Origin of the sequence: Sphingomonas faeni (genome assembly GCF_003053745.1) — a bacterium.
Taxonomy (GTDB): domain Bacteria; phylum Pseudomonadota; class Alphaproteobacteria; order Sphingomonadales; family Sphingomonadaceae; genus Sphingomonas; species Sphingomonas faeni.
The window spans coordinates 275,035-294,615 of sequence record NZ_QAYE01000007.1; the positions used below are offsets into that span (position 1 = coordinate 275,035).

Below are 19,581 nucleotides of genomic sequence, written 5' to 3' on the forward strand. Positions count from 1 at the left end.
TATAGCTACGCGCCACCCAACTGCGAAAAGGCATCGGTTTCCCAATTTCCGTCAACTTTTCTGAAAATCGCGTCGTCAACCTTGATCAACATGGGGATTTCGCCCTTATTCCAAGTTATCTTGTAGGCGATGAAGCAGCTATATTCTTCTTTCCCGCCCTCCTCGCACCGCAGATCGGTGACATCGATATCCGCATTCCAGCGAGATTTGAAAATGTCACGCGCATCCGATTTACTCGGTCCACCGAACCCACAAGACGCCAAGCAAAACACAAACGGCAAGACCAACAGCTTCCGCATTTATACCCCCAGATTTATAATCGAACGGAGTCTATTCACGTATTCAGTCGCGTCGCAATCCTCTTTGCGTCAGTCGAACTGATCGAACGGGTTGGGTTCGCCGTTGGCCTGCGGTGACGGTGACGCGGGGTTGATCGTCACCGCATGTGCGGGAGCCTCCCCGGTCACCGCACCACGGAAATCGGCGATATCCTGTTCGGCTGCTGGATAGCGTCGCGCGACTTCACCGAGGCGACGTGACAGCACTTCGAGTGAACGACTTTCACCACCACGCACGAGCGCCCTTGCGAAACCCGGCATCGCGAGCAATCGACCGGCCACCCCTGTTCCCACGAGCCCGAGCCATACGGTGGGGTTCCAGACACCGCCTGCGAGGGCGGCAGTCTCTGCCGTGATGGCGCGGGTCTCGTTCCAATTCTGGTTGGTGATGCCGGATCGCGACGGATTGCCAAGCTGACCCACCCGACGCTGCGAACCCGCGAGCGTGGCAAGATCGTTGAGGTCTCGAACCGTCGATGGTGCGAACATCGCGTTGCGCGCTTCGTCTGACATCTTGGACCAGCGAGTGGCGAAGGACTCCAAAGAGAATTCACCCGGACGCGTGGCACGCGATGCCACCTGTTCACCAAACGCATTGATCAGACCGCCACGGATCGCGCCAGCCTGCGCGGGATCGATAAGGTTCAGTGCGCGACCAAGGTGGTCGTAATCGCCCTTTGCCATCGTCGAGAGATTCTTCGCGACGGCATCTGCGGACAAGTCTGCATTCTTACCCAAGACGCGGTTGATGACATTGATTCCATCAATACGCTGCGCCCACTGACGATCGGCCTGACGGTAGAGACGCGCCGCGTCAGGGTTTCCAGATACGCGCAACCCGCGAAAGATATCGTCAGAGAGCGCAGGCCAAAGCCGTTTTGCCGCTTCCTGCAACTGCCGCTGCCCCGACTCAACACGATCACCGAAACTGGTTCGGAGGCGACGAAGACCGTCGATTGACCAAGCTGCGGATGTCGATCCACCGTTCGGACCAGCCGCCAGATCATTGCGCAAGGCGCGGAGAGCGTCAGCGCCGGGGACGCCACCGGGGACCGCATCCCAATCCCGTAGGATATCGTCGATACGCGAAATGGTCGAAGGTGTGGGGACTTGCGCGCCATTCGCAGCGGTTTCAGCCGCTGCGTAGACCGAGCCCGCCGCCCGTTCGGTATCACCGGCATATGCTGCCAGCGATCCGGGGTTGGTGGCATCGTTCGCCCGCGCCGCTGCGGTGACGAGATCAGTGGAAGCGCCACCAGCCGCATCATCGCCGATACGGGTAGCGGTTCGTCCCGCCTGTTCCTCGAAGCCCTGAACGGCGCTGTGCAGGCCACCCAAGCGCCCGCCCGTGATCGTTGGCTGTAGAAGCGCCGTGGCCTGTGCCGACAACCCGCCATCACTGACATTGCCAGCCAAAGGTCGGATTTCATTCCCGATACCATTGCCCGCAGACAGGCGCTCACCAGCGTTCAGAATTTCACGCCCAACGGATGGTGTTGCGCGGTTCATAGCGACGCGACGCGCGACGGCATTCAACGGCGTTCCCAACACCGCGCCACCGATCGCGCCAAGCGCCGCGCCCTTCGCGCCTTCTTCGAGACGGTCAACGAAGCCTTCGGTCCCGCTGTTGAAACCATAGGCTCCACCCAAGACCGCACCCTCGCCAGCGAGCCGACCCGCCGCGCGCATACCGCCCGCCGCCAACGCGGCTTCACCGCCGCCGATGGGAAGCGTGGCGATGCCGCCAGCGATCTGACCACCAAGGTATGCGCCGGGATGGTAGTGCTGTGCATCGGTCAGGGTCTGACGGTTTTCATCGCGGACGCGACCATAGGCGTCCGACCAGTCCTCACCCGTTCCGCCACCGAATGCACCAGCGATAGAATTGGTGGTCGAGCCAATCGCCCCGCCGATTTCATCGCCCGCACCGAGCGTCACCGAGTCGAACGCACCGACCCCTGCGGCATCGACAGCGCCACGGTCTGGACCGTGGTAATCGGCAGGCTTCACCAGACCCGCGTCATTCGCGACCCCAACAGCGATCTGCGAATGATACTTGTCGCGATAGGCCAGCGCTTCGTCGAGACCGTTCACCGAAGCCTGATTTCCAGCCGCGTGTTCCTGTGCGATCCGCGCATCGATCTGCTGACGAGTTGCCCCGCTGTTCACCATTTCGGAGATGTCGCGGTTGAAGGTCTCGGATGCGATGCGCTGCGCTCCCGTCGTTTCAACCGAGTGGGGACCAACAGCAGGCTGCACAGCCTGCTCAACGCCTGCCGTGGGTTCGTCGAACTGGTCGAACGGATTAGCGCCCTGACCGGCCTGTGAGGCCGCCTGTGGAGCGTGAACGGCCTGCTGGACGGTCTGCGCCTGTGGCGGCATCTGCTGAACCGGTGGCTGACCGTCACCGAACTGATCAAAGGCGTTGGCCTCTATCGTCGGGATCGTCGGCTGAACCATCGGCTGCATCTGTCCGGGATCGATCCCCGGTTGAATGCCAGTGTTGATCGGCTGCACCAGCGGCGCGGCACCGAACGGAAGACCGTCAAACTTCGGTTTCAGGCTGTCGAAATAGTTCGCCATTACGAACCTAACACGGACGCCGACGCCCCTGCCCCATATTTGGCATCGAACTGCGCCCGAAGGTTAGGGTTCGAGCGCAACATCTGCGCCGCCCCTGCTGGAACCGCCGAAGTAGGCTTGGCCTGCTGTGTCTGCCGTCCGCCGAAGCCCCCCTGCGACTGCGCAAGCATCTCTTTTTCCATGTCCGAGGCGATCTGATAGATTTCAGAATATGCCTGTGCGCGACCGGAAGCTGAACGGGTTCGCTCGGGCATCGTCGCCGCCGCCAATCGGGCTTCATAGTCGGACTGACTGCCGATGCCGGGAACGCGGGTCACTGCTGTGATGGTGTTGCGAATGTTCGAAACCAGCGTGTCGAAACGATCCGTGTCGCCGCCCACGAGCGCACCAGAAACACGCCCGCCAATGACGCCGCCGTAGATGCCAGCCGACGATGACGGACGAGCGCCAGACAGAGCACCACCCTCTGGATCAAGCTGTTGTAGCTGGACGATCTGCGCTTTGAGGCGCTGCGACTGTGCAAGCTTCGTGCGCGCGATCCCCATGTCTTTCTCTGACAGTGGTTTGGGCTGCGATCCCGCTGGTGGCTTTGCCACGCCCTGCTGAACGATCTGTGGAGCGCGATTGATCGGCTGCTGACCAACAGCTTGCGTGGTCAGACTGCGCACCGCACGATCACCATACGCCTGCGTCTTCGGTCCCCAGATCGAGCGATCCGGCCCGCCATGGTAGAACATCGCAGCCGCGCGAGGATCGCCGCCCGTCTTGTCCAAGGCTTCCTGTGCATACGCGACACCAAGCTGACGCTGATACGCCAGACCAGCCGGTGTCTTGTCGGTCATCAACTCGGGACGCCATTTAACGCCAAGCTTCGCCGCCATACTCCGCGCGGTGCCGGGGAGCATCTGTGACGCCCCCTGCGCCGTGCCGTAGCGGGTAGCTGGACCAGACACGCCAGCACGTCCGCCGCTTTCCTGCGGTTCGATAGCGGTTCGATATAGCTGTTCAGCCGTAATCGAACCCGGCGCGAGGTTCTGTGTGGTTTGCGTATAGCCGTTCGATCCAACGCCGCCGACCTGATAGACGTTATCGGTAGTGGGCGCGTTGAAGAATTGCTGATCTTTGAAAAGCTGTTCGCCGCCACGGGTGACCAACGAACCACCGACCACGACAGGATTTTCAGCCGTGATGCGAGCGGTGTCAGCGTTCTGACGACCTGTCTGACCGTCATACACGGCCTGCTGATCGCCCGCCCGATCCTTGGCGGAATAGCCCAGACCACCCACTGCTGCGAGGTTCTGGTCAGTGGGATCGAATCCGGCGATTTGCTCGCGACCGTATCCCATTGCCTGCAACGTCGGTGTTGCAGCCGCGAGAGCGCCCGAGCGCTGTTCATACGGTAGCGCCGCGATACCGCGCACGACTTCGCCGAACGAACCCGCACCAGCCGCGCCCTGATCGTATTTGTTCTTCTGAATCGCGATGAAGTTTGCCGAGGCTTTGTCATCGCCATACGCTGCCGCCTGTGCAGCAGCGCCGTTGATGTCGTTGCCCTTCAACAGGTCAGCGACGCGGCTGCGATACTGTTGCTGCTGCTGAAACGCGACTTGCTTCTGCTGGTCAGCGAGCCGCGCCTGACGAAGGGCGACGGCCTGTGCCTGCCCCTGTCCAAAAGCTGCGCCCACGTCCGAAGGGTCGGGGCCACCGCGAAGGAGATCGGTCCAATCCGCCATCTTACTGACCCCCGAAGTAGTTTCGGTTCAGGCCCGACGATGTGAATGCAGATGGGGTTGTGCTGGTGAAAGGCCCCGGAAGCGTCGATGCGGTCGGCGGGGTCGTGCCGGAATACGACGATCCGAAAACCTGCCCCGCCGCCCCTGCAACGCCCTTCAAGACGTTGGCGATGTTCTGCCCCTGATAGACGGCATTGCTGGATGTAGCATTTGCACCGGCCTGCGTGGCGTTGTTGATCGCCGTCGTGGCTGCGTTGCCCTGACCGATTAGCGTGTTCGTGGCGTTCGCGCCCCGATCCGCAACGCTACCAAGCTGACCCGCGTAATTGTTGTAGTTCTGCTGTGCGAGACCGCTGGAAAACTGCATCGCGGACTTGAGCGCCGCACCAGAGTTGCCCTGACCCGATGCATACGCATTCGAGTTGATGGCGTTCAAACCCTGCGACTGCGAAAACTGATAGCCGGGGGTGGCTTCGAGCGTTGCCAAAGCAGAAGTGGGATCGCCACCAAGACCGAGCAAAGACTGTAGCTGCGTCTGTGCCGCTTTTCCATTGTCAACGGTAGGAGTGATCAGCCCCTTGTTGTCCTGATACCGTGCTTCGACGGCTGCGATCTGTGCCGCCTGTGCCTGTGCTTGCGCCTTTGCAGCCTTTTTGGCGCCCTTCCCGGATGCGATACCGCCAGCGACGCTGCCTGCTGCGCCAATTACTGCCGACGCTGGCATTAGATTTCACCATGATTGTTCATGGAAGTATTTATCTACCGAGCGGGTTAGCCGTGATCGCGCAACCAATCGTCGCGGTTGTTCCTGAAATACTCGACTTCACCCGCGACGTGATGCTGACCGAAACCACATGACTTCGCGCCAACCAGCCGGTTAAACATTCGCGCCCGACGATTGTGGAGTGGGGTCATTCCCCAGATCACTTCCGCCTCATGATCCACGAACATCTCCCGGATCAGTGTCTTGGCGTCCTGCATCATCGCCTTGCCACGCGATCCCGGCAAAGACATCGTGTGCATCTGAACCGTGAACGGTGCGCTCCATTCGAATATCATCGCAAGCGTTTGCGGTTCATTGTGAAGTAGCCAATACGAAGCCGGGTCTTCGGTCAGGTTTCCAAACAGCAGCCATCCGTTAGTTTCAGGATGATCCTCGGGATTCCATTCCAATGACCTGACCACATCAGGATGATTGCCAATCATGTTGTGGACGGTGGGGTCGAACGTCCTCATTCGATGTTCACATTATCGGGAAACTTCCACGACGGAATGCCGGGAGCGCGCGTGGTCCCCCCACCCCCGCCTGTGCCGGTGGATGATGGCGTTGCGTAGCCGCCCACCAAGTGACGATCCCCGCTCTGACCGGCTTCGCTTTGGTCCGTGGTGACATCGTAGGCGACAGCGCCGCCAAGATGTTCGGGGTCGAGATACGACACATAGTATTGGGTCGATTGCGCAAGACCGCTGATCGTCGCGCCGGTCACTGCGACCTGTGTGGCGTCGCCATACATCCGGGTATGGTTCGCAACCGTGATGGTTGCATGGGTGGGATCGCCGGGGTCGATCGCGGAAGTCAGCACTCCCGTTTCCACCACGTAGCTGTTTACGACGACGCCCGCTGCTGCTGCCGCCCCTGCCGCTGCCAGCGCCGCCGCCTTCGCCTCGTTTGCAGTGGTAATCGCGATCCCGGCCTGTCGCAGACTGAACGCGATGTCATCGACCAGTTTCGACAGATCGTTCACGTTAGCCTGAATCGACTTCACCGTGTCGTTGATCCAGCGATGGAAGGCCACGGTCGGACGACCATCTTTAATGTTCACGATGGCGTTGGCGAGATCGAAGTTGGAAAGTTTGAGCGGCATTGTCAGACCCTCCAACCTTCGTTCGCCACGGCTCCCGAGATGCGGATGTGCGCCGGGGAGACGGTGGAGATTTCGAACGTCCGCGATGGTGCGCGAGCCATGCCCATCCGCCACGCGTTAAGAATATCGCCCTCCCCACGCGCCATTAGCTCGCGCGGCTCTGACCAACCGCGACGTGGATCATTCCAACGAAGACGGAAGACAGCGGGGATGTTGGTCCCGACGCCGATAGCAATCGAGGAATTCGGCACTGGCGTTGACGGTAGCGCGATAGTCCCGCTGACGAGCCGTTCAAACGGTTGACCGTCATCGAGCGAGCTATCTGGATCGAGCTTGAACAGCGCGCCGGTTGCGTCGCCACATAGCGCCCCGGTGGCGGTATCGATCCCAAGCCGAGGACGCCATTCCGTTGCCCCGAGCGTCGAAAACTCACACCAGAGTTTGGTGTCAGCATAGTAGGCAAACGTCCCCTGACCGGGGATGCGCAACACGTAGAATTTGTGTCCGTAAGAGGTGAAGACCCACGCCGATGGCTCGTCTGTGCGGTTCTTCAATCGCTCCTCGATACCGAAATCCGAAATGCGGTCCGGGATACCGTCCCCCATCCGGTAAACGATAGAATCGTCACCAACCCACAACAGCGAGTTGTCATAGATGGCGAGGCTATCGCGTCCGATGATGCCCCGATCCACAAGGCGACCCGTTGCACGACTGAACGTCGCGTTGGCGTCGCCGGTAGCCTGCCAGACCTCAATCGAGTTTGCGCCGAACATGAACACGTCATCGCGCAAACGCCTAATCGCGATCAGGCCATCAGGCAGAGCTTCGGCGGTCGCGTAGTTGAGTTCCTGAACCGAGTTTTCGCCGGGGACCAACCAGTAGAAAGTGCCGCCGCTGGTCCCAAGAATGAAATAGCCGTTCAGCACATCGAGATCGATGATCGGGGGAAGGTCGCGTAGAGTCAGCGTCGCGTCATCGGCGGTTAGCGTGTCGCGCAACTGAACCTTCGTGGTGGTCTCACCATTCCAGACATGGAATTCCCCGGCCGATATGACGCCCACGCGCTCGAAGGTGGCTTCGATACGAACGGTCGCGCCATCGTCGGGCAAGTCAGCGATGGCGACGATATCGGCACCGTCGAGGCGAAACCACTTCGGACCAGCGACGACGATGGGGATGTTCGAGATGGAGTTATCAGACTGATAAAGGCCGCGAACCGGACCCTGCGTCAGCGAGGCGAAACGAGTCAGACCCGGACGCTGCAAGCGCATGAATTCATCCGGGGACGCACCGGATTTGTCTTCCTCCATATACATGTTCACCAGCCGGGTTTCAGGCTGTGCCGCTGACTGGCGTGAATATGCCGCGATACCGAGCGGGACGGCGGGCATCAGAAGTAGACCCCACGCCCGATGGTCTGGGGTTCAGACCAGTTATGCGTGATCCCCATTGTGAAGCGCGCGGCGTTGCGGATGGTGATTTCTGACGGCTGCTGACGGTATTCGTCGCAGAGTTCGAGCGCGAGATAGGACGACAAGCCGATAGCGTCACGGCGCGACAACGGCGCGGCGCTGGTCAGGTCGAGATTGTCCATATCGCACCAGACATTGGCCTGACCGTCACGGACATAGGTGGTGGTCTGGTTCGTCAGATGGTTGGCAATGACGATGATCGCGCCATCGCGGACTGGACGTTCGCGACCGCATTCAGTGATGGTCTCGGGAAGCTCGACATCGGTCACGGCGAGCGTTGAGATGATGACGCGTTCATTCTCGCCTGCGGTGTAGGCTGACGCAGGGATCGTGGACGTGATTTCGCCGAATGCGCCTTCGGTCAGTAGCCGAGCGTAGATGGATTTGAGCGTTTCGAGCGCGTCTTGCGCTTCAATATCGGTGGGGAGTTCACCACCGGCTACGACGCCGATACGGCGGAGCGCGCGTGAAATAATGTCGATGCAGTTCATGGAAGTATTTATCTGACGGTAGTCTTCACGCTCCCGGACACGAAAAAGGGAGGGGATTTCTCCCCTCCCTTCCATGTTGGAGTAAGTCGATTACGCGTCCGGGGTAGAAGCGTGGAAGATCGACACGATACCGGTCTGAACACCAGCAGCCGAGCACTTGGCCTGACCACGGATTTCGACAACGGCGACGTTGTTTTCCATGCCGTAATCCCAAGCCTGAACACGGGGTTCAGGCATCTTCGAAACACCGACAGCAAGAGCGCCAACACCACAAAGCAGAGCATGACCGACGCCAGCAGCGGCGGTCGTCAGTTCAGTCAGTTCGCGGATGATCACGCCGTTATAGATGAGATCGCCACCCTGTAGGAGCACGTTGTCTTCCAGACCACGCTCGCGCGAGTCCTTGTTTGCAGCGTAGATGATGGGATCAACCGACAGATCGCGGAAGCCTTCCGAGTCAACGAACAGCACGAACCATTCACGGCCTGCGGTTGCATCCGAGCGATACGGGGTGATCTTGAACGGTGCCGACTTCTTCGCCATCGCCTTCGCCATGTTGATGACGCCAGCGGAGAGCTTCTGCGTGGCATCGACGGTTGCGAGTGCGGTTGCGAACACGCCACTGGACGAGTTTGCGCGCTTGTTGCCGAACAGAACACGATCCGTGTTTGCGACCAGCCACGCGTTCTTCTGTGCGACGCTCGAAGTTGCGAACGGGACGTAGGTATCTTCGAGCGGATTGCCGTCAGTGTCATTGCCACCGGGGACGATCACCGACTGACCAGCGACGATGACATCGTTGCGAAGGTTTTCAGCCGACTGCGCGATCAGCGAAGAACGAGCGATATTGTAGATATCGAGTTCAGTCTTGAACGTCTCCGACTCCTGAATCTTCACACCATTACGACGCAGCGAGGCGCGAACGGCAGTGGAGTAGTTGCGGAGATTTTCTTCATTGCCCATAAGCGTTGCGCCGCCAGTGACGCCAGCGCCCTGCAACTTCGCGAAGTATGGGAAATGAATTACTGCGCCAGCCTGACCACCAAGCTGCTTATCCATACGGATAATCGCGTTAGACGCGGTGGACATGTAGGGCAGAAGTGCCGAAGTGCGAACGTATTCCAGTGCGTATTTTTCCGACCAGACCTGCTTTTCATTGGCGGAAACGAGTTTGAAGTTTGCCATTTATTCCTTTTTTACGATTTCTTGAAAATGGCATCGAAGGCGTCTTCGGGTTTGTGCGGAGCAACGGTCTCACGCGACTTTGCGTTGACGATGCTTGCGGGACCGGAAGGCTTTCGAGCCACGGTGAATTGTGCTTCCATCACCGGCTGTGCGGAGATTTCAGCGAACCCGAGCTTCGCAGCTTCGGCGCGAATGAATGCTTCGCGATTTGCTGTGAATGCCGAGAGTTCATCGGCGCGTTTCTTTTCTGCGATTACCCATTCAGCGGGATCAGCTTGTGCGAACAACTGCGCTTCAAACTGCGGATTGGCGTTAGCCTGCTGGCCTGCCCAATCTGCAACTTCATCCATCTGCTCCTTGCCGTATTTTTCGACGGCGCGGTTTCGAGAATGAGTAAGGTTTTGATATGCGACTTGCTGCGCAACCTGCGCCTGCATCTGCTGCTGCATCATCTGGTGATACCCAGCGGGGTTATCGTAAGGGTCAGGGACGTTCTGCGCCTGCTGTGCAGCCTGTAGTCTGCGATCTGCTGACGAAGACTTGCAGCTTCATCCGATGACTGTTTCGCTTTGGTCCGTTCTGAAATCAGCGCATCTACCGGAACCCACTTACTGCGGTCTTCGGTCTTGGCGGATGGTTCTACGGGGTCCGAGACTTCGGCGGGTGCCTCGTCTTCGGGTGTCGCCACTTCGGTCTCAATAACTTCGGGGGCGGTTTCTTCGATTACCGTTTCAGGTTCGTTCGAAGTATCGTGCGAAAAAAATCCGTCTAAATTGCTGTTTTCCATTTTCCTCTTTGTGTCATCTACGCGTGACATCAGTCGCGAAACGCCCGTTCGAATCTGTCGGCGGCACACTGTCCGGTTGCGGCCCGTTCAAGCCGGATGATCGTGCGGAAGATCATCGTTCGAAATCGCCCAAAGGTTGGCGGCACCGTTACGACATGCCTGCCGTGACATACTTATTTATACTCGCGCGACATTATGCCGTTCAGTTCAACGGAATGCCGCTATTGAACGGCGTTCCATATGCGGCATTCATCACGCTGCGGTCGATGATGTGATGATTTTCAAGCTCGATTTGCTGCGCTTCGACAGTGGTCTTCTGTGCGTGCGCGGCATCCTTGGCGGTTTTGGCCTGCAACGCCTGCGCTTGTAGCTGCTGCGCTGCCTCTGCAACTTGTGCCTGCTGCTGTGCCTGTGGCGCGTTTGCCTGTTCAGTCTCCGCCCGGATTTGTTTGAGACGGTCCTGCGTCTCGCGCTTGTTCGGGATCGGCATGAAGGCCAGCAAACCATCAAAGTTCGGATCAAGCGGCGAGATGCCAAGGCTGGATGCGGTTTCCATGATGGTCTCGAACACCTCCTGTTCGAGCGTGGCATTGCTCGGGACGGTCGAGATGATGATGTCCAAATCGAGTTCAGCGATGCGGTTCTTATAGCCCGTCACGCCCATCGCAACGCGGGTCATCGGCTGACCCGTCACAGGATCAATCACCGGTTCGCCCGTCGCCGAGTCCATTACCGGCTGCATGACCGGGCCAAGGATTGGTTCGTTTATCTGGGTCCATTCCATAGCGCGGGGATTGTCTGTGATACGGATCATGGTTGGCTGGTCGAGGTAGTCGCGCGCGACGAACCAAGCCTTCTCGAAGATGGTTTTCTCGAATTCTTCGAAGCGACCAAAGGCGCGAGCAAGTTCGGTGTAACCGGCCTGCTGTAGAATCTGCGCCTTGCGCCCACTCTCCGCCGCACCTGACAGACGACCCAGAACAGCCGGTGTAGGGGCCATACGGTCGAGATCGGAATGCGCTTGCTGCAAGAGCAACATCTGACCCTGTGCGAGATCAGGAGCCTGAATAGGTGCCCACCCGAAGGGGATCGTCCCGTCAGCCTTTGCGGCTTCACGGCGCGCAATGTCCTTGTTCGCGGCAGGAGCATACATGTCAGTCTGCTGCGTCTGGCGATGGTTCAGCAGATGCAGGAGCTTCGAGTTTCGGCTGTTAATCGCGTCTTGAAGGGGGACCATGTTGCGCACAGCGCCATAGCGGTCGCCGCGCAAATCCACCTCGAACGACATCGCGTTGATTGGGGAGATCGACTGACCCAAGTCGTCACGGTATTCGGATGGACCTGCATACAGTGACCCACCATCCGTGAAGACGCAGCGGTGCCACTGATCGATCACGAGGTAATAGAGATCGACGACACGAAGCTGGTCACGCTTTGGCGACGACCACCAGCGTGCCTTCGACTGGTCGTCGAAGAAATCGCCGAAATCCCCCTTCGGCGACTGCAAATCGTCATAGGTATCGGGGAACCGCGCCCTCACATCGCTGGTGTCGAGTAGTTTGGCGATCCCGAAGAATTTGGCGTCGCTGAAATCATGTTCGCGCGATAGCGGGTCATGAATGAAGTCCTCCCACCGGATACGCTCGATGGTGATGTGACGCCCATCCCACTGCGTGATCGCCGCGCACGAACCCTGAATGAGGAAGATTTCAGAGGTCTGACGGCGGGACTTCTTATACTTGGCACGGTCAGTGACATAGCGAAGCGTTTTGGTGGCGATGTCAGCGGCGGCCTGCGACTTCGGCGAACGCGGCCAACATTCGGGGTCAGCCACCCCGGCATCCATGATGCCCATAAGACCGGAGAGACCGGGAGCGATTTTGTTCACCGGCATGATCGGCTGACCGCGTTCTTCCAACTCCTTACGCATGTTGCCGCTGATCTGGTGACCGTCGAAGTAATCGCGGTCACGACGGACCTTCACCGAGTTTTCACGCGTGATGTTCAGATACTGATCGACCAACCTACGAAGTTCATCACTGCTTTTGGGCGGCTTGTAGCCGTCGTTCTCGATTTCCATGCTGGTATTTAGTTTTACCAGCAGGAGTCGGAGTCGTTCCCCACGTAGCGCTGTTCATACTCGTCCCGCACTTTGTGAACTACTGGTTCGGGTGCGAACGCGGGCATGGCGTCAGCCAGTGCGCGGGCGATTGCGCCGTCAGCGTCCACCTGATCGTCGTGCTTACCGTTTGGGAATGTGGCGTATTCTTTCAGCGCCTCGTCACCAATCGGACCTTCCGGTAGGTGGATGCGCTTCATCGATGCCATAGCCTGATACGCGACCGCCTTGCCCATTTTGTCGCCACTCCCCTTGGTGGGCAGTTCCTGAATGCGGCAGAAAGTCTGCGTTTCGACCATCGCAGAATGGACAAACCCCTTGATAGCGATCCAAGTATTGTCGTTTTCTGGATACCAGCACATCGGACTATATTTTTGGATCAAGGCCAGCGCGCCGGTTTCAGCGATAGTAGTCTTCCCTGAACTATCGCGAACGATGCCCATCGCCTCGTCCATTATACATTTCTTGCGAAAGCTATCGACGAGCCAAAGCTGTTTGGTCGTATCGACTCCCCAGATGCGGAAGACATTATAGTCACCATTCCCTGACGGGGCATGATCCGAGGTCATGTAATAGTGCAGATGTTTCGGGAGCGTGCCGGGATAATCGGCGGTTTTCAGTTTATACCGGTCTTCAAACCATTCAGCGAGGAAGAACCCATCATTGGCTGGAACGGGACGCTGCTGATACTGACCGGCAAACGCGAACGGTCCAAGGCTCGACTTGTAGCCCTTGACCACGCGATCAGTGTATCGCGCGGGAAACATGTTCTCCCCTTCCTCGCGATGATCGGTCCAACCGAAACTTGTCGGCTTCCGAACTTCGCCATCGGCGAAAAGTGGGATGCACAAATGGTCATAGCCGAGATCGGGTTTGTCGAGGATTACGCCCGAGATGTCTTCTTCGTGAAGGCGCTGCATCACGACGATGATCAAATCGGTGTCGGGGTTGTTCAGTCGAGAGGGGACGGCTTCAAGGAAGGTCTCTTTGACAGAATCGCGATATGCCGGTGACTTTGCGTCATCGACCGACAGGGGATCGTCGATGATGACGATGTTGCCACGGCTACCGGTCATGCTGGTGAACGGCATCGCCTCGCGAGCGCCACCCGAGAGGTTTTCGAATGCCGCCTTGGCGTTCTGATCGCCCTGCAATTGCGTGGGCCAATGGCGCTGATACCATTCGGACTGAATCAGGCGGCGGCTTTTCACGCTATCGCGGATCGCCAGCTTTTCTTTATGCGATGCCGAGATGATGCGCTTCGACGGATCGCGGGTCCAAACCCACGCCGGGAACATCACGTTGACGATCATTGACTTGGCAGAGCCGGGACAAATGTTGATCAGCAGACGCGGTTCTGCCGCCCCGTCCAACATGGCTTGGAGGTGGTCGGCGAGAACCTTGATGTGCCAGTTCGCGCGGAATGGCGCGGTGTCGATCTGCGGCCATGCGAACTGGATAAAATCTACGAAGTTGCGCTGACAAAGCTCGCGTTCGTATTCCTGCGCTTCCCGGCGCGAAATCTGCGCCACGATCAGCGGCGTCCGCGTGGGTCTCGGCTTGCAAGTTCGGCGACCGTGCGCAGAACGGAATCGTCGAGTTCACTCAAATCGATACGGTCATTGCCATCCTCGCCCGATTTGATGATGGTGGTCGATGACGGGTTGCCGAGCGCTCGGGAGTTGAATTCCTTGATCGCAGCAATTTTGGCAGTCGGCGCGACCTTCTTGTCCTTGATCAGTCGAATGAGTTCTTCGAAAACCTCAACGGCTCGCGAGCGATACATCTGCTCGACGGACATCTTTTCAATAAGCGCGAGTTCACGGACGGGACCAATGGCCCCGCCCGGATTACCTACACCGCCTTTGACAAACTTCTTCGTCTTATCGTCGCGCAAGGTGACGACATTGTTCTTATCTTCTTCCATGAAGATATTTATCCGAACGGGATAATGTCCCGGAACGGTTGCTGCTTACGCAATCAGGTTCATGTGATGTGCGAAGCGAAGTTGCGCCCACTGTCCATGCGCTGTGCCCAAACGCGGCGGATGAATACCGTCGCTGACGCTGACAGGCTCGACGCCATAAGCGTTTGCGCCTGATAGTGCGGCGAAGGCGTAGCCGATTTCCGGGTCCACAACTTCCCACAGCGGGAGAACATAGAAGCGTTCCGCTTCGCGGTTACCGTATGTCGTCAGGATTGCCTTGGTGAATGTCAGTAAGCCGGTCTGCGATCCTTCGGCTTGATGGCCGAAGCAACCGAAGCTGATATTGATCGACGGTGACACGGCTCGGATGGATCGCACCATGATATCCAGCGACGCCATGGAGTCCGCTACGCTGAACCCACGCAGATAGTCATTCATGAACAGGTTGATATCAACGCTGGTCGGGACGGCCACGTTGAACCGGGTCAGGTAGCTTTGGAAGTCGAAGATATAGCCGTTCTTCACGCTCGCGGTGGGATCGCTTCCCGTAGCGGGACGAATGAACGGGTTAGAGCCCCAACGCGGCCCGTAGTCGTCGTTCGGACCACCGTATGGAGTAGCGAGTGCCAGATAGCTTGAAGGGCTGCTGACGGGGCTGATACCGCCGCTACCGTCCGAGTTCACCGCAGTCTGTGCGTTCGTGTAGGTCAGAGCCGCCCACGATGCGCGGGTCTCTCCCCAACTTCCGCCAGTATCCTTGAAGGTGCCAAGCATCGTGACCGGAACACCGGCTGCGATCAGCTTGGCTTCGAGGATCGAGGTCTGACCCTGCTGCGACAGGCTGTCGCCGATGGTCAGCAGCTTGTAGGTGGGATTGCCGGTCTTCGTCGCCGGGGAAGAACGGAAGTTGACCGGACGACGGAACGTGCCGGTGGCGTTCTGTGCAATGATGTAGCCGGAGCCCGACAAGCGCGCACCATCGACTGCAAGCTGCTTGCCGTCATCCCACCGAACCGCTTCGAGGCGTGAACCACGTCCGATGACTGCAAACTTGTATGCTGTGCTGGTGCCGCGTTCGGTCAGACGGCTGCGATACAGCGGCATAGGCTGACCCTGAATGACAGGAAGGCTCGACGGGAACAGCATCAGCGGTTCCGGCTGCGGGTCCGCTGTGCCGACGACCGCTTCGATATTGGTCAGGCGAGTGTTGAACTCTGCGCCGCGTGCATAATCGAATTCGGTGTAGTCGAGATCAACGATAGGCCTGTTCGAAGTCGCGAACGCAAAGCCCGACACCCACATTTCGGCCGGGAAGGCATGTGGGTAAACAATGACCCAATCGAGCGGGGACGATAGCGTCGTAAGCTGTGCGGTGATCTTGTATCGACGGATGTTGTCGCTGATCACTTCGAAGGTGCGGGTCGCGCCTGCGGTCACGGACACATTGTTCTGCGTCGCGTTATCGGTCGGGATACAGGAGATTGTCAGGAATTCACCTGCTGCTTCAATCGAAGACCATGCCGTGGCGGTGTTCTTGCGCAAGATCACGCTACCCATCACAAAATCGCCATTGGCTGCGTAAACATCAGACGGGAGATCGATGCGGAAGTAGCTTCCATCGTTGGTGACGAGGTGGTGTTCATACTCGACGCCAAGGGACAGCAGTGTGGCGTTGGTAGCGGGCGTGATGCTTCCGCTTGCCGGAGGGACAAGCCACGAACCGTTATACTTCGGCGCGCCGTTCGGGAGATCGCCGCCAGCCGGGATCGGTTCCGCGATGTTGCCGGTAGCTGTTTCGACTGCATCCAAGCGGACATCGAGTGCGCCGGTCTGCGTGGGATCGTAGTCAGTGTAGTCGATGTCGCTGGCCTTGGACGGCGCAGTCGCGATGGCAAAGCCGGAGACCTGAATCTCTGTCGCAGTGGTGTTCTGAACATAGATGAAGCTAAAATTCAGTGGACCAGCGACGGTGGTCAACTGACCACCGAGAACATAACGGCGCGAGTTTGCCGAGATATCTTCGACCTTAACTACTGCGGCGGCGTCCGACTGTGCGAAGCCCTGCTGTACGCCGCCATTCTGGGGGACATTTCCGATAGTGAGGTATTCGGTAGCGCCACTTTTGACAGGGTATGCAGCGCCGTTCGCCTTGGTGACGATGACCGAGCCGTAGACATACTGACCGATATCGACTGCATGCTGGTGGTTGACCTGAAACGCGACACCCGAGCCCGGAGCAACCTTCACCACATACTTGACGCCCTTGCGGGTCACGTCGGGATTGGTCGCGGCGATCGTCGCGCCGGTAGCAGGGGGAATAAGCCACGCGCCGCTTCCGATCGGTGTGCCGTTCGGGAGATCGCCGCCTGCGGTCACAGCCTTGATCGACTGTGCCGAATAGTTGGCTTTCAGATCAGCCAGTGCGGCGGCTGACGGGATCGACAGGTTCTGACTGGCCGCTGCGCCCGCTACGTTGCGGTAGAGGGTTGCGTAGGCATTGTTCGGACCACCCTGCACGAGGAATGGCGCACCCTCTGTGGTGACTGCGGCAAGCGCCGTGGTGGTGTCGGGGTAGATCGCCCCTGCGGCTGCGGCCTGCGCCGCTCCGGCGAAGTCAGCCGAACGGTTGGCCTGCGTCTGCGAGTTGGTTGCGGCGATGTTTGCGGTGTTCGCTGACGTGGCCGAACTGGTGGCGGCAAGCTGTGCGGCATCGCGTGCGTTGACGACTTCCGGGGTGACCGTGCCAACGGGTCCAACCGGACCCTGCGGACCCGGAACCGTCGAAGGCGATCCCTGCGCACCGGTCGCGCCGGTCGCGCCGGTCTGCCCCACCGCAATCTTGACCCAACGCCCCGGCTGACCATCGGAAGACGCAATGACTGTCCGACTATCGTCGGCTGCGGTCGAGGTAGCGTTCCAGACAAGCAGTCCACCGAAGCCGTCGCCGGGAGAAAGATCACCCGCGACAATCGCGGAATAACCGTCTTGAATCTGCTTGGTCGATACAGTGCGAAGTTCAGCAATGGTATCAGCGACAACGAGGATATTGCCGTATTTGGGGTTGTTGATCGTAAGAGCCATGAATGTATTTATTCACAGCGATGTTCCGCGAGGACGCCGCGTGGATGGCGACTTCTGACCTGTTCCCAAAATTGGAAAGGTTAAATTTTGAAAAGACTATGGGGGTGGGTGGTAGTAGTTTTCTCCGAGCCCGGTCATGCAAGAGGCCCCACCGGGGGGCGGGGGTCCAGAAACGGTCCCCTCACAGCCCCTGTGAGCGTCGTCAGCCCTGCCCTGACCTTCGCGCCGACCGCCATGGGATCGCTGCTGTGCGGGCTCGTGGACCGTGCTGTTGGCCCTCTGCGCTACCCTTCCTTAGTCACCCGATAGACCGACTGTCGCGTGATCCCCATCGCCTTCGCTATTGCGGCTGGCCCGTGCCCCGAAGCCCTCATATCCCGGACCTTCGCCACATCGATTGAAGGCTGACGCCCCTTGTAGACCGTCCCCTTTGCCTTCGCGGCGGCGATCCCTTCAAGCTGACGCTCCTTCCTGATCGCGGTCTCGAACTCTGCGACCGCCGCCAAGATGGTCAGTGTAAGCTTGCCGCTGATCGTCGTCGTATCGACGCCCGCCTGTTCGGCGCATCGGAACCCGACACCCTTGTCAGCAAGCGTCTGTATGATCGTCAGCAAGTCCTGCGCTGACCGTGCGAGACGATCCAAGCGCGTGCAGATCAGCGTGTCGCCCTCCCGAACGAAGTCGATAGCCGCGTGAAGCTGGTCCCGGTTGATCGCGGTCGTCCCGCTCTTGCGCTCTGCGAACACCTTTTCCGCACCCGCTGCGGTCAGCGCGTCCGTCTGTATCGTGTTATCCTGATCGGTAGTCGATACTCGTGCGTAGCCGACAATCATGCGCCACCTGTCACTTATGGTTCTTTAAGATCAGGCTTACAGGTGTAATATTGACGAAAGCAACCCTAATGTGACGCCATGGTGGGAGTAACCGGTCTAAAACTGACGTAACGTTGCGGTCTACCCATAAGTGGCGGGACCGTGTTCGAGGCTGTCAGCGACTGCGCAACATTCGAATCAGAGTTAATTCCATTGTGTCGCGAAGGTCAGAAAGAGGTGGAAAAGACTCGGAAAACAGGGAGTTGAAAGTTTTTGGACAGTTGGCTTTACATTTTGCAGATTCGCTCCCCACCGTGCTGCTCGACAATCATCGCAACCAGTAGCGCGACCGTCTCCTTCATCTCTGTCAGTTCGGCTGTCAGATGATCGATCAGCGTCAGCAACGTGCGCTGATCGGCGACGATGCCGTTATGACGCTCTGCGAGATCACCAGCTTGGATAATCGCTGTGGTGGCTTGGCTGCTGGCGTAGATCGACCACTGTCGGTCAGTGAAGCTTGGGAAGTCTGGTTCGTCCATCGAGTATTTAAGCCGGTGACAACGATTAGCGCCTCTTGCCTCCCCGACTCCGAACGCAGACAGTCGCCGCCATTGCAGGGGGATTTTCGTGGAATTAGCGCAGTGGCTGGGAACGGTTGGCGTCAGCGCAGTGACAACGGGTGCTCTGATGTGGGCCGGTGCCAAGGTGGTTGCGAGCAAGTGGCTGGACGCGCGCTTCACTACCCGACTTGCGGCGCTCAAACTGGAAGGTGACAAACAGCTTGAGGCGGCAAAGCAGGAAGGCCAAAGGCAACTCGAAGCTACGAAGCACGAATATGTCAGCTATATCGAGCGAGTAAAATTTGAGCGATCTAATCTGCTTGACCGTTCAGTGAAGCTGAATCAGCGCGAGTTTGAAATCATTCCAGCGATCTGGAATGCGGTGACGGAAGCCCATTACTCTTTGCTTCGCCTCATATCTCGCTGGCAGGAGCCTACGAACCTCCATTACATCGGCGATGCACAGTTCGAGTCATTCTTGACCGAGTCAGGACTTCGCGATTGGGAGAAGGACGAACTACGTGGCAAATCGGGTAAGCGCGGTCTGAGGGCCGCCTTGTAGGCGGAGCGTTCAACGGGTTGATGGCAGCTCTTTGAACGGGGCCGTGATGTCGGACGAGACTATCGA

The 19,581-nt window shown here is 58.6% G+C and carries 18 protein-coding genes; 1 reads left to right on the top strand and 17 read right to left on the bottom strand.

All coding sequences use genetic code 11. The annotated features are described in order from the left end of the window. Positions 1-5: 5 nt before the first annotated feature. The 17 genes from C8J25_RS14370 to C8J25_RS14445 all read right to left on the bottom strand — a co-directional run bounded on the left by C8J25_RS14370 (position 6) and on the right by C8J25_RS14445 (position 18,932). On the bottom strand, positions 6-299 hold the full coding sequence (locus tag C8J25_RS14370) for a hypothetical protein (protein WP_107954996.1): 294 nt from the start codon (positions 297-299) through the stop codon (positions 6-8). Between the two features lie 69 nt (positions 300-368). After that, positions 369-2,921: a hypothetical protein gene (locus C8J25_RS14375; RefSeq protein ID WP_107954997.1), complete on the bottom strand. Its 2,553-nt coding sequence runs from the start codon at positions 2,919-2,921 to the stop codon at positions 369-371. Further along, positions 2,921-4,654 (bottom strand): hypothetical protein, encoded by a 1,734-nt coding sequence (locus tag C8J25_RS14380; RefSeq protein ID WP_107954998.1) that lies wholly within the window; start codon positions 4,652-4,654, stop codon positions 2,921-2,923. Before C8J25_RS14380 ends, C8J25_RS14375 begins: the two co-directional genes overlap by 1 nt. 1 nt (position 4,655) lies before the next feature. Then, a complete protein-coding gene (locus C8J25_RS14385; RefSeq protein WP_107954999.1) occupies positions 4,656-5,378 on the bottom strand; it encodes a hypothetical protein in 723 nt (240 codons plus the stop codon). Positions 5,379-5,425: 47 nt separating this feature from the next. Continuing rightward, a complete protein-coding gene (locus C8J25_RS14390; protein WP_107955000.1) occupies positions 5,426-5,890 on the bottom strand; it encodes a hypothetical protein in 465 nt (154 codons plus the stop codon). Continuing rightward, positions 5,887-6,519 carry a hypothetical protein gene (locus C8J25_RS14395; RefSeq protein WP_107955001.1) on the bottom strand — a complete coding sequence of 211 codons (633 nt, stop codon included), beginning with the start codon at positions 6,517-6,519 and terminating at the stop codon, positions 5,887-5,889. Before C8J25_RS14395 ends, C8J25_RS14390 begins: the two co-directional genes overlap by 4 nt. A 2-nt stretch (positions 6,520-6,521) precedes the next feature. Then, positions 6,522-7,910, bottom strand: coding sequence for a packaged DNA stabilization protein (locus C8J25_RS14400; protein ID WP_107955002.1), 1,389 nt, complete (start codon positions 7,908-7,910; stop codon positions 6,522-6,524). Then, positions 7,910-8,482: a hypothetical protein gene (locus tag C8J25_RS14405; RefSeq protein WP_107955003.1), complete on the bottom strand. Its 573-nt coding sequence runs from the start codon at positions 8,480-8,482 to the stop codon at positions 7,910-7,912. The genes C8J25_RS14400 and C8J25_RS14405 overlap by 1 nt, the downstream gene beginning before the upstream one ends. Positions 8,483-8,572: 90 nt before the next feature. Further along, positions 8,573-9,667 (bottom strand): phage capsid family protein, encoded by a 1,095-nt coding sequence (locus tag C8J25_RS14410; RefSeq protein ID WP_107955004.1) that lies wholly within the window; start codon positions 9,665-9,667, stop codon positions 8,573-8,575. Between the two features lie 11 nt (positions 9,668-9,678). Next, positions 9,679-10,116 (bottom strand): hypothetical protein, encoded by a 438-nt coding sequence (locus C8J25_RS14415; RefSeq protein WP_146173341.1) that lies wholly within the window; start codon positions 10,114-10,116, stop codon positions 9,679-9,681. Next, entirely contained in the window at positions 10,116-10,454 is a 339-nt protein-coding gene (locus tag C8J25_RS20305; protein ID WP_146173342.1) for a hypothetical protein, read from the bottom strand. The genes C8J25_RS14415 and C8J25_RS20305 overlap by 1 nt, the downstream gene beginning before the upstream one ends. 202 nt (positions 10,455-10,656) lie before the next feature. Continuing rightward, positions 10,657-12,534 (bottom strand): portal protein, encoded by a 1,878-nt coding sequence (locus C8J25_RS14420; RefSeq protein WP_107955006.1) that lies wholly within the window; start codon positions 12,532-12,534, stop codon positions 10,657-10,659. 14 nt (positions 12,535-12,548) lie between these two features. Continuing rightward, positions 12,549-14,105 (bottom strand): hypothetical protein, encoded by a 1,557-nt coding sequence (locus C8J25_RS14425; RefSeq protein ID WP_107955007.1) that lies wholly within the window; start codon positions 14,103-14,105, stop codon positions 12,549-12,551. 2 nt (positions 14,106-14,107) lie between these two features. Beyond that, a complete protein-coding gene (locus C8J25_RS14430; protein ID WP_107955008.1) occupies positions 14,108-14,500 on the bottom strand; it encodes a hypothetical protein in 393 nt (130 codons plus the stop codon). 45 nt (positions 14,501-14,545) lie between these two features. Further along, positions 14,546-17,581, bottom strand: a complete 3,036-nt coding sequence (locus tag C8J25_RS14435) for a hypothetical protein (RefSeq protein WP_107955009.1) — start codon at positions 17,579-17,581, stop codon at positions 14,546-14,548. A gap of 284 nt (positions 17,582-17,865) precedes the next feature. Then, complete coding sequence (locus C8J25_RS14440; protein WP_107955010.1) at positions 17,866-18,414, bottom strand: recombinase family protein; 549 nt, start codon at positions 18,412-18,414, stop codon at positions 17,866-17,868. Positions 18,415-18,680: 266 nt separating this feature from the next. Beyond that, positions 18,681-18,932 (bottom strand): hypothetical protein, encoded by a 252-nt coding sequence (locus C8J25_RS14445; RefSeq protein WP_107955011.1) that lies wholly within the window; start codon positions 18,930-18,932, stop codon positions 18,681-18,683. An 88-nt stretch (positions 18,933-19,020) separates the two neighbouring features. Between C8J25_RS14445 and C8J25_RS14450 the strand changes: the two genes are divergently transcribed. Next, the gene (locus C8J25_RS14450) at positions 19,021-19,515 is read left to right on the top strand and encodes a hypothetical protein (protein WP_107955012.1); all 495 of its coding nucleotides are present in this window, start codon (positions 19,021-19,023) and stop codon (positions 19,513-19,515) included. Positions 19,516-19,581 lie beyond the last annotated feature (66 nt).

Coding starts and splice junctions, on each gene's coding strand:
- C8J25_RS14370 (WP_107954996.1), bottom strand. CDS start 299: ATGCGGAAGCTGTTGGTCTTGCCGTTTGTGTTTTGCTTGGCGTCTTGT.
- C8J25_RS14375 (WP_107954997.1), bottom strand. CDS start 2,921: ATGGCGAACTATTTCGACAGCCTGAAACCGAAGTTTGACGGTCTTCCG.
- C8J25_RS14380 (WP_107954998.1), bottom strand. CDS start 4,654: ATGGCGGATTGGACCGATCTCCTTCGCGGTGGCCCCGACCCTTCGGAC.
- C8J25_RS14385 (WP_107954999.1), bottom strand. CDS start 5,378: ATGCCAGCGTCGGCAGTAATTGGCGCAGCAGGCAGCGTCGCTGGCGGT.
- C8J25_RS14390 (WP_107955000.1), bottom strand. CDS start 5,890: ATGAGGACGTTCGACCCCACCGTCCACAACATGATTGGCAATCATCCT.
- C8J25_RS14395 (WP_107955001.1), bottom strand. CDS start 6,519: ATGCCGCTCAAACTTTCCAACTTCGATCTCGCCAACGCCATCGTGAAC.
- C8J25_RS14400 (WP_107955002.1), bottom strand. CDS start 7,910: ATGCCCGCCGTCCCGCTCGGTATCGCGGCATATTCACGCCAGTCAGCG.
- C8J25_RS14405 (WP_107955003.1), bottom strand. CDS start 8,482: ATGAACTGCATCGACATTATTTCACGCGCGCTCCGCCGTATCGGCGTC.
- C8J25_RS14410 (WP_107955004.1), bottom strand. CDS start 9,667: ATGGCAAACTTCAAACTCGTTTCCGCCAATGAAAAGCAGGTCTGGTCG.
- C8J25_RS14415 (WP_146173341.1), bottom strand. CDS start 10,116: ATGCAGCAGCAGATGCAGGCGCAGGTTGCGCAGCAAGTCGCATATCAA.
- C8J25_RS20305 (WP_146173342.1), bottom strand. CDS start 10,454: ATGGAAAACAGCAATTTAGACGGATTTTTTTCGCACGATACTTCGAAC.
- C8J25_RS14420 (WP_107955006.1), bottom strand. CDS start 12,534: ATGGAAATCGAGAACGACGGCTACAAGCCGCCCAAAAGCAGTGATGAA.
- C8J25_RS14430 (WP_107955008.1), bottom strand. CDS start 14,500: ATGGAAGAAGATAAGAACAATGTCGTCACCTTGCGCGACGATAAGACG.
- C8J25_RS14435 (WP_107955009.1), bottom strand. CDS start 17,581: ATGGCTCTTACGATCAACAACCCCAAATACGGCAATATCCTCGTTGTC.
- C8J25_RS14440 (WP_107955010.1), bottom strand. CDS start 18,414: ATGATTGTCGGCTACGCACGAGTATCGACTACCGATCAGGATAACACG.
- C8J25_RS14445 (WP_107955011.1), bottom strand. CDS start 18,932: ATGGACGAACCAGACTTCCCAAGCTTCACTGACCGACAGTGGTCGATC.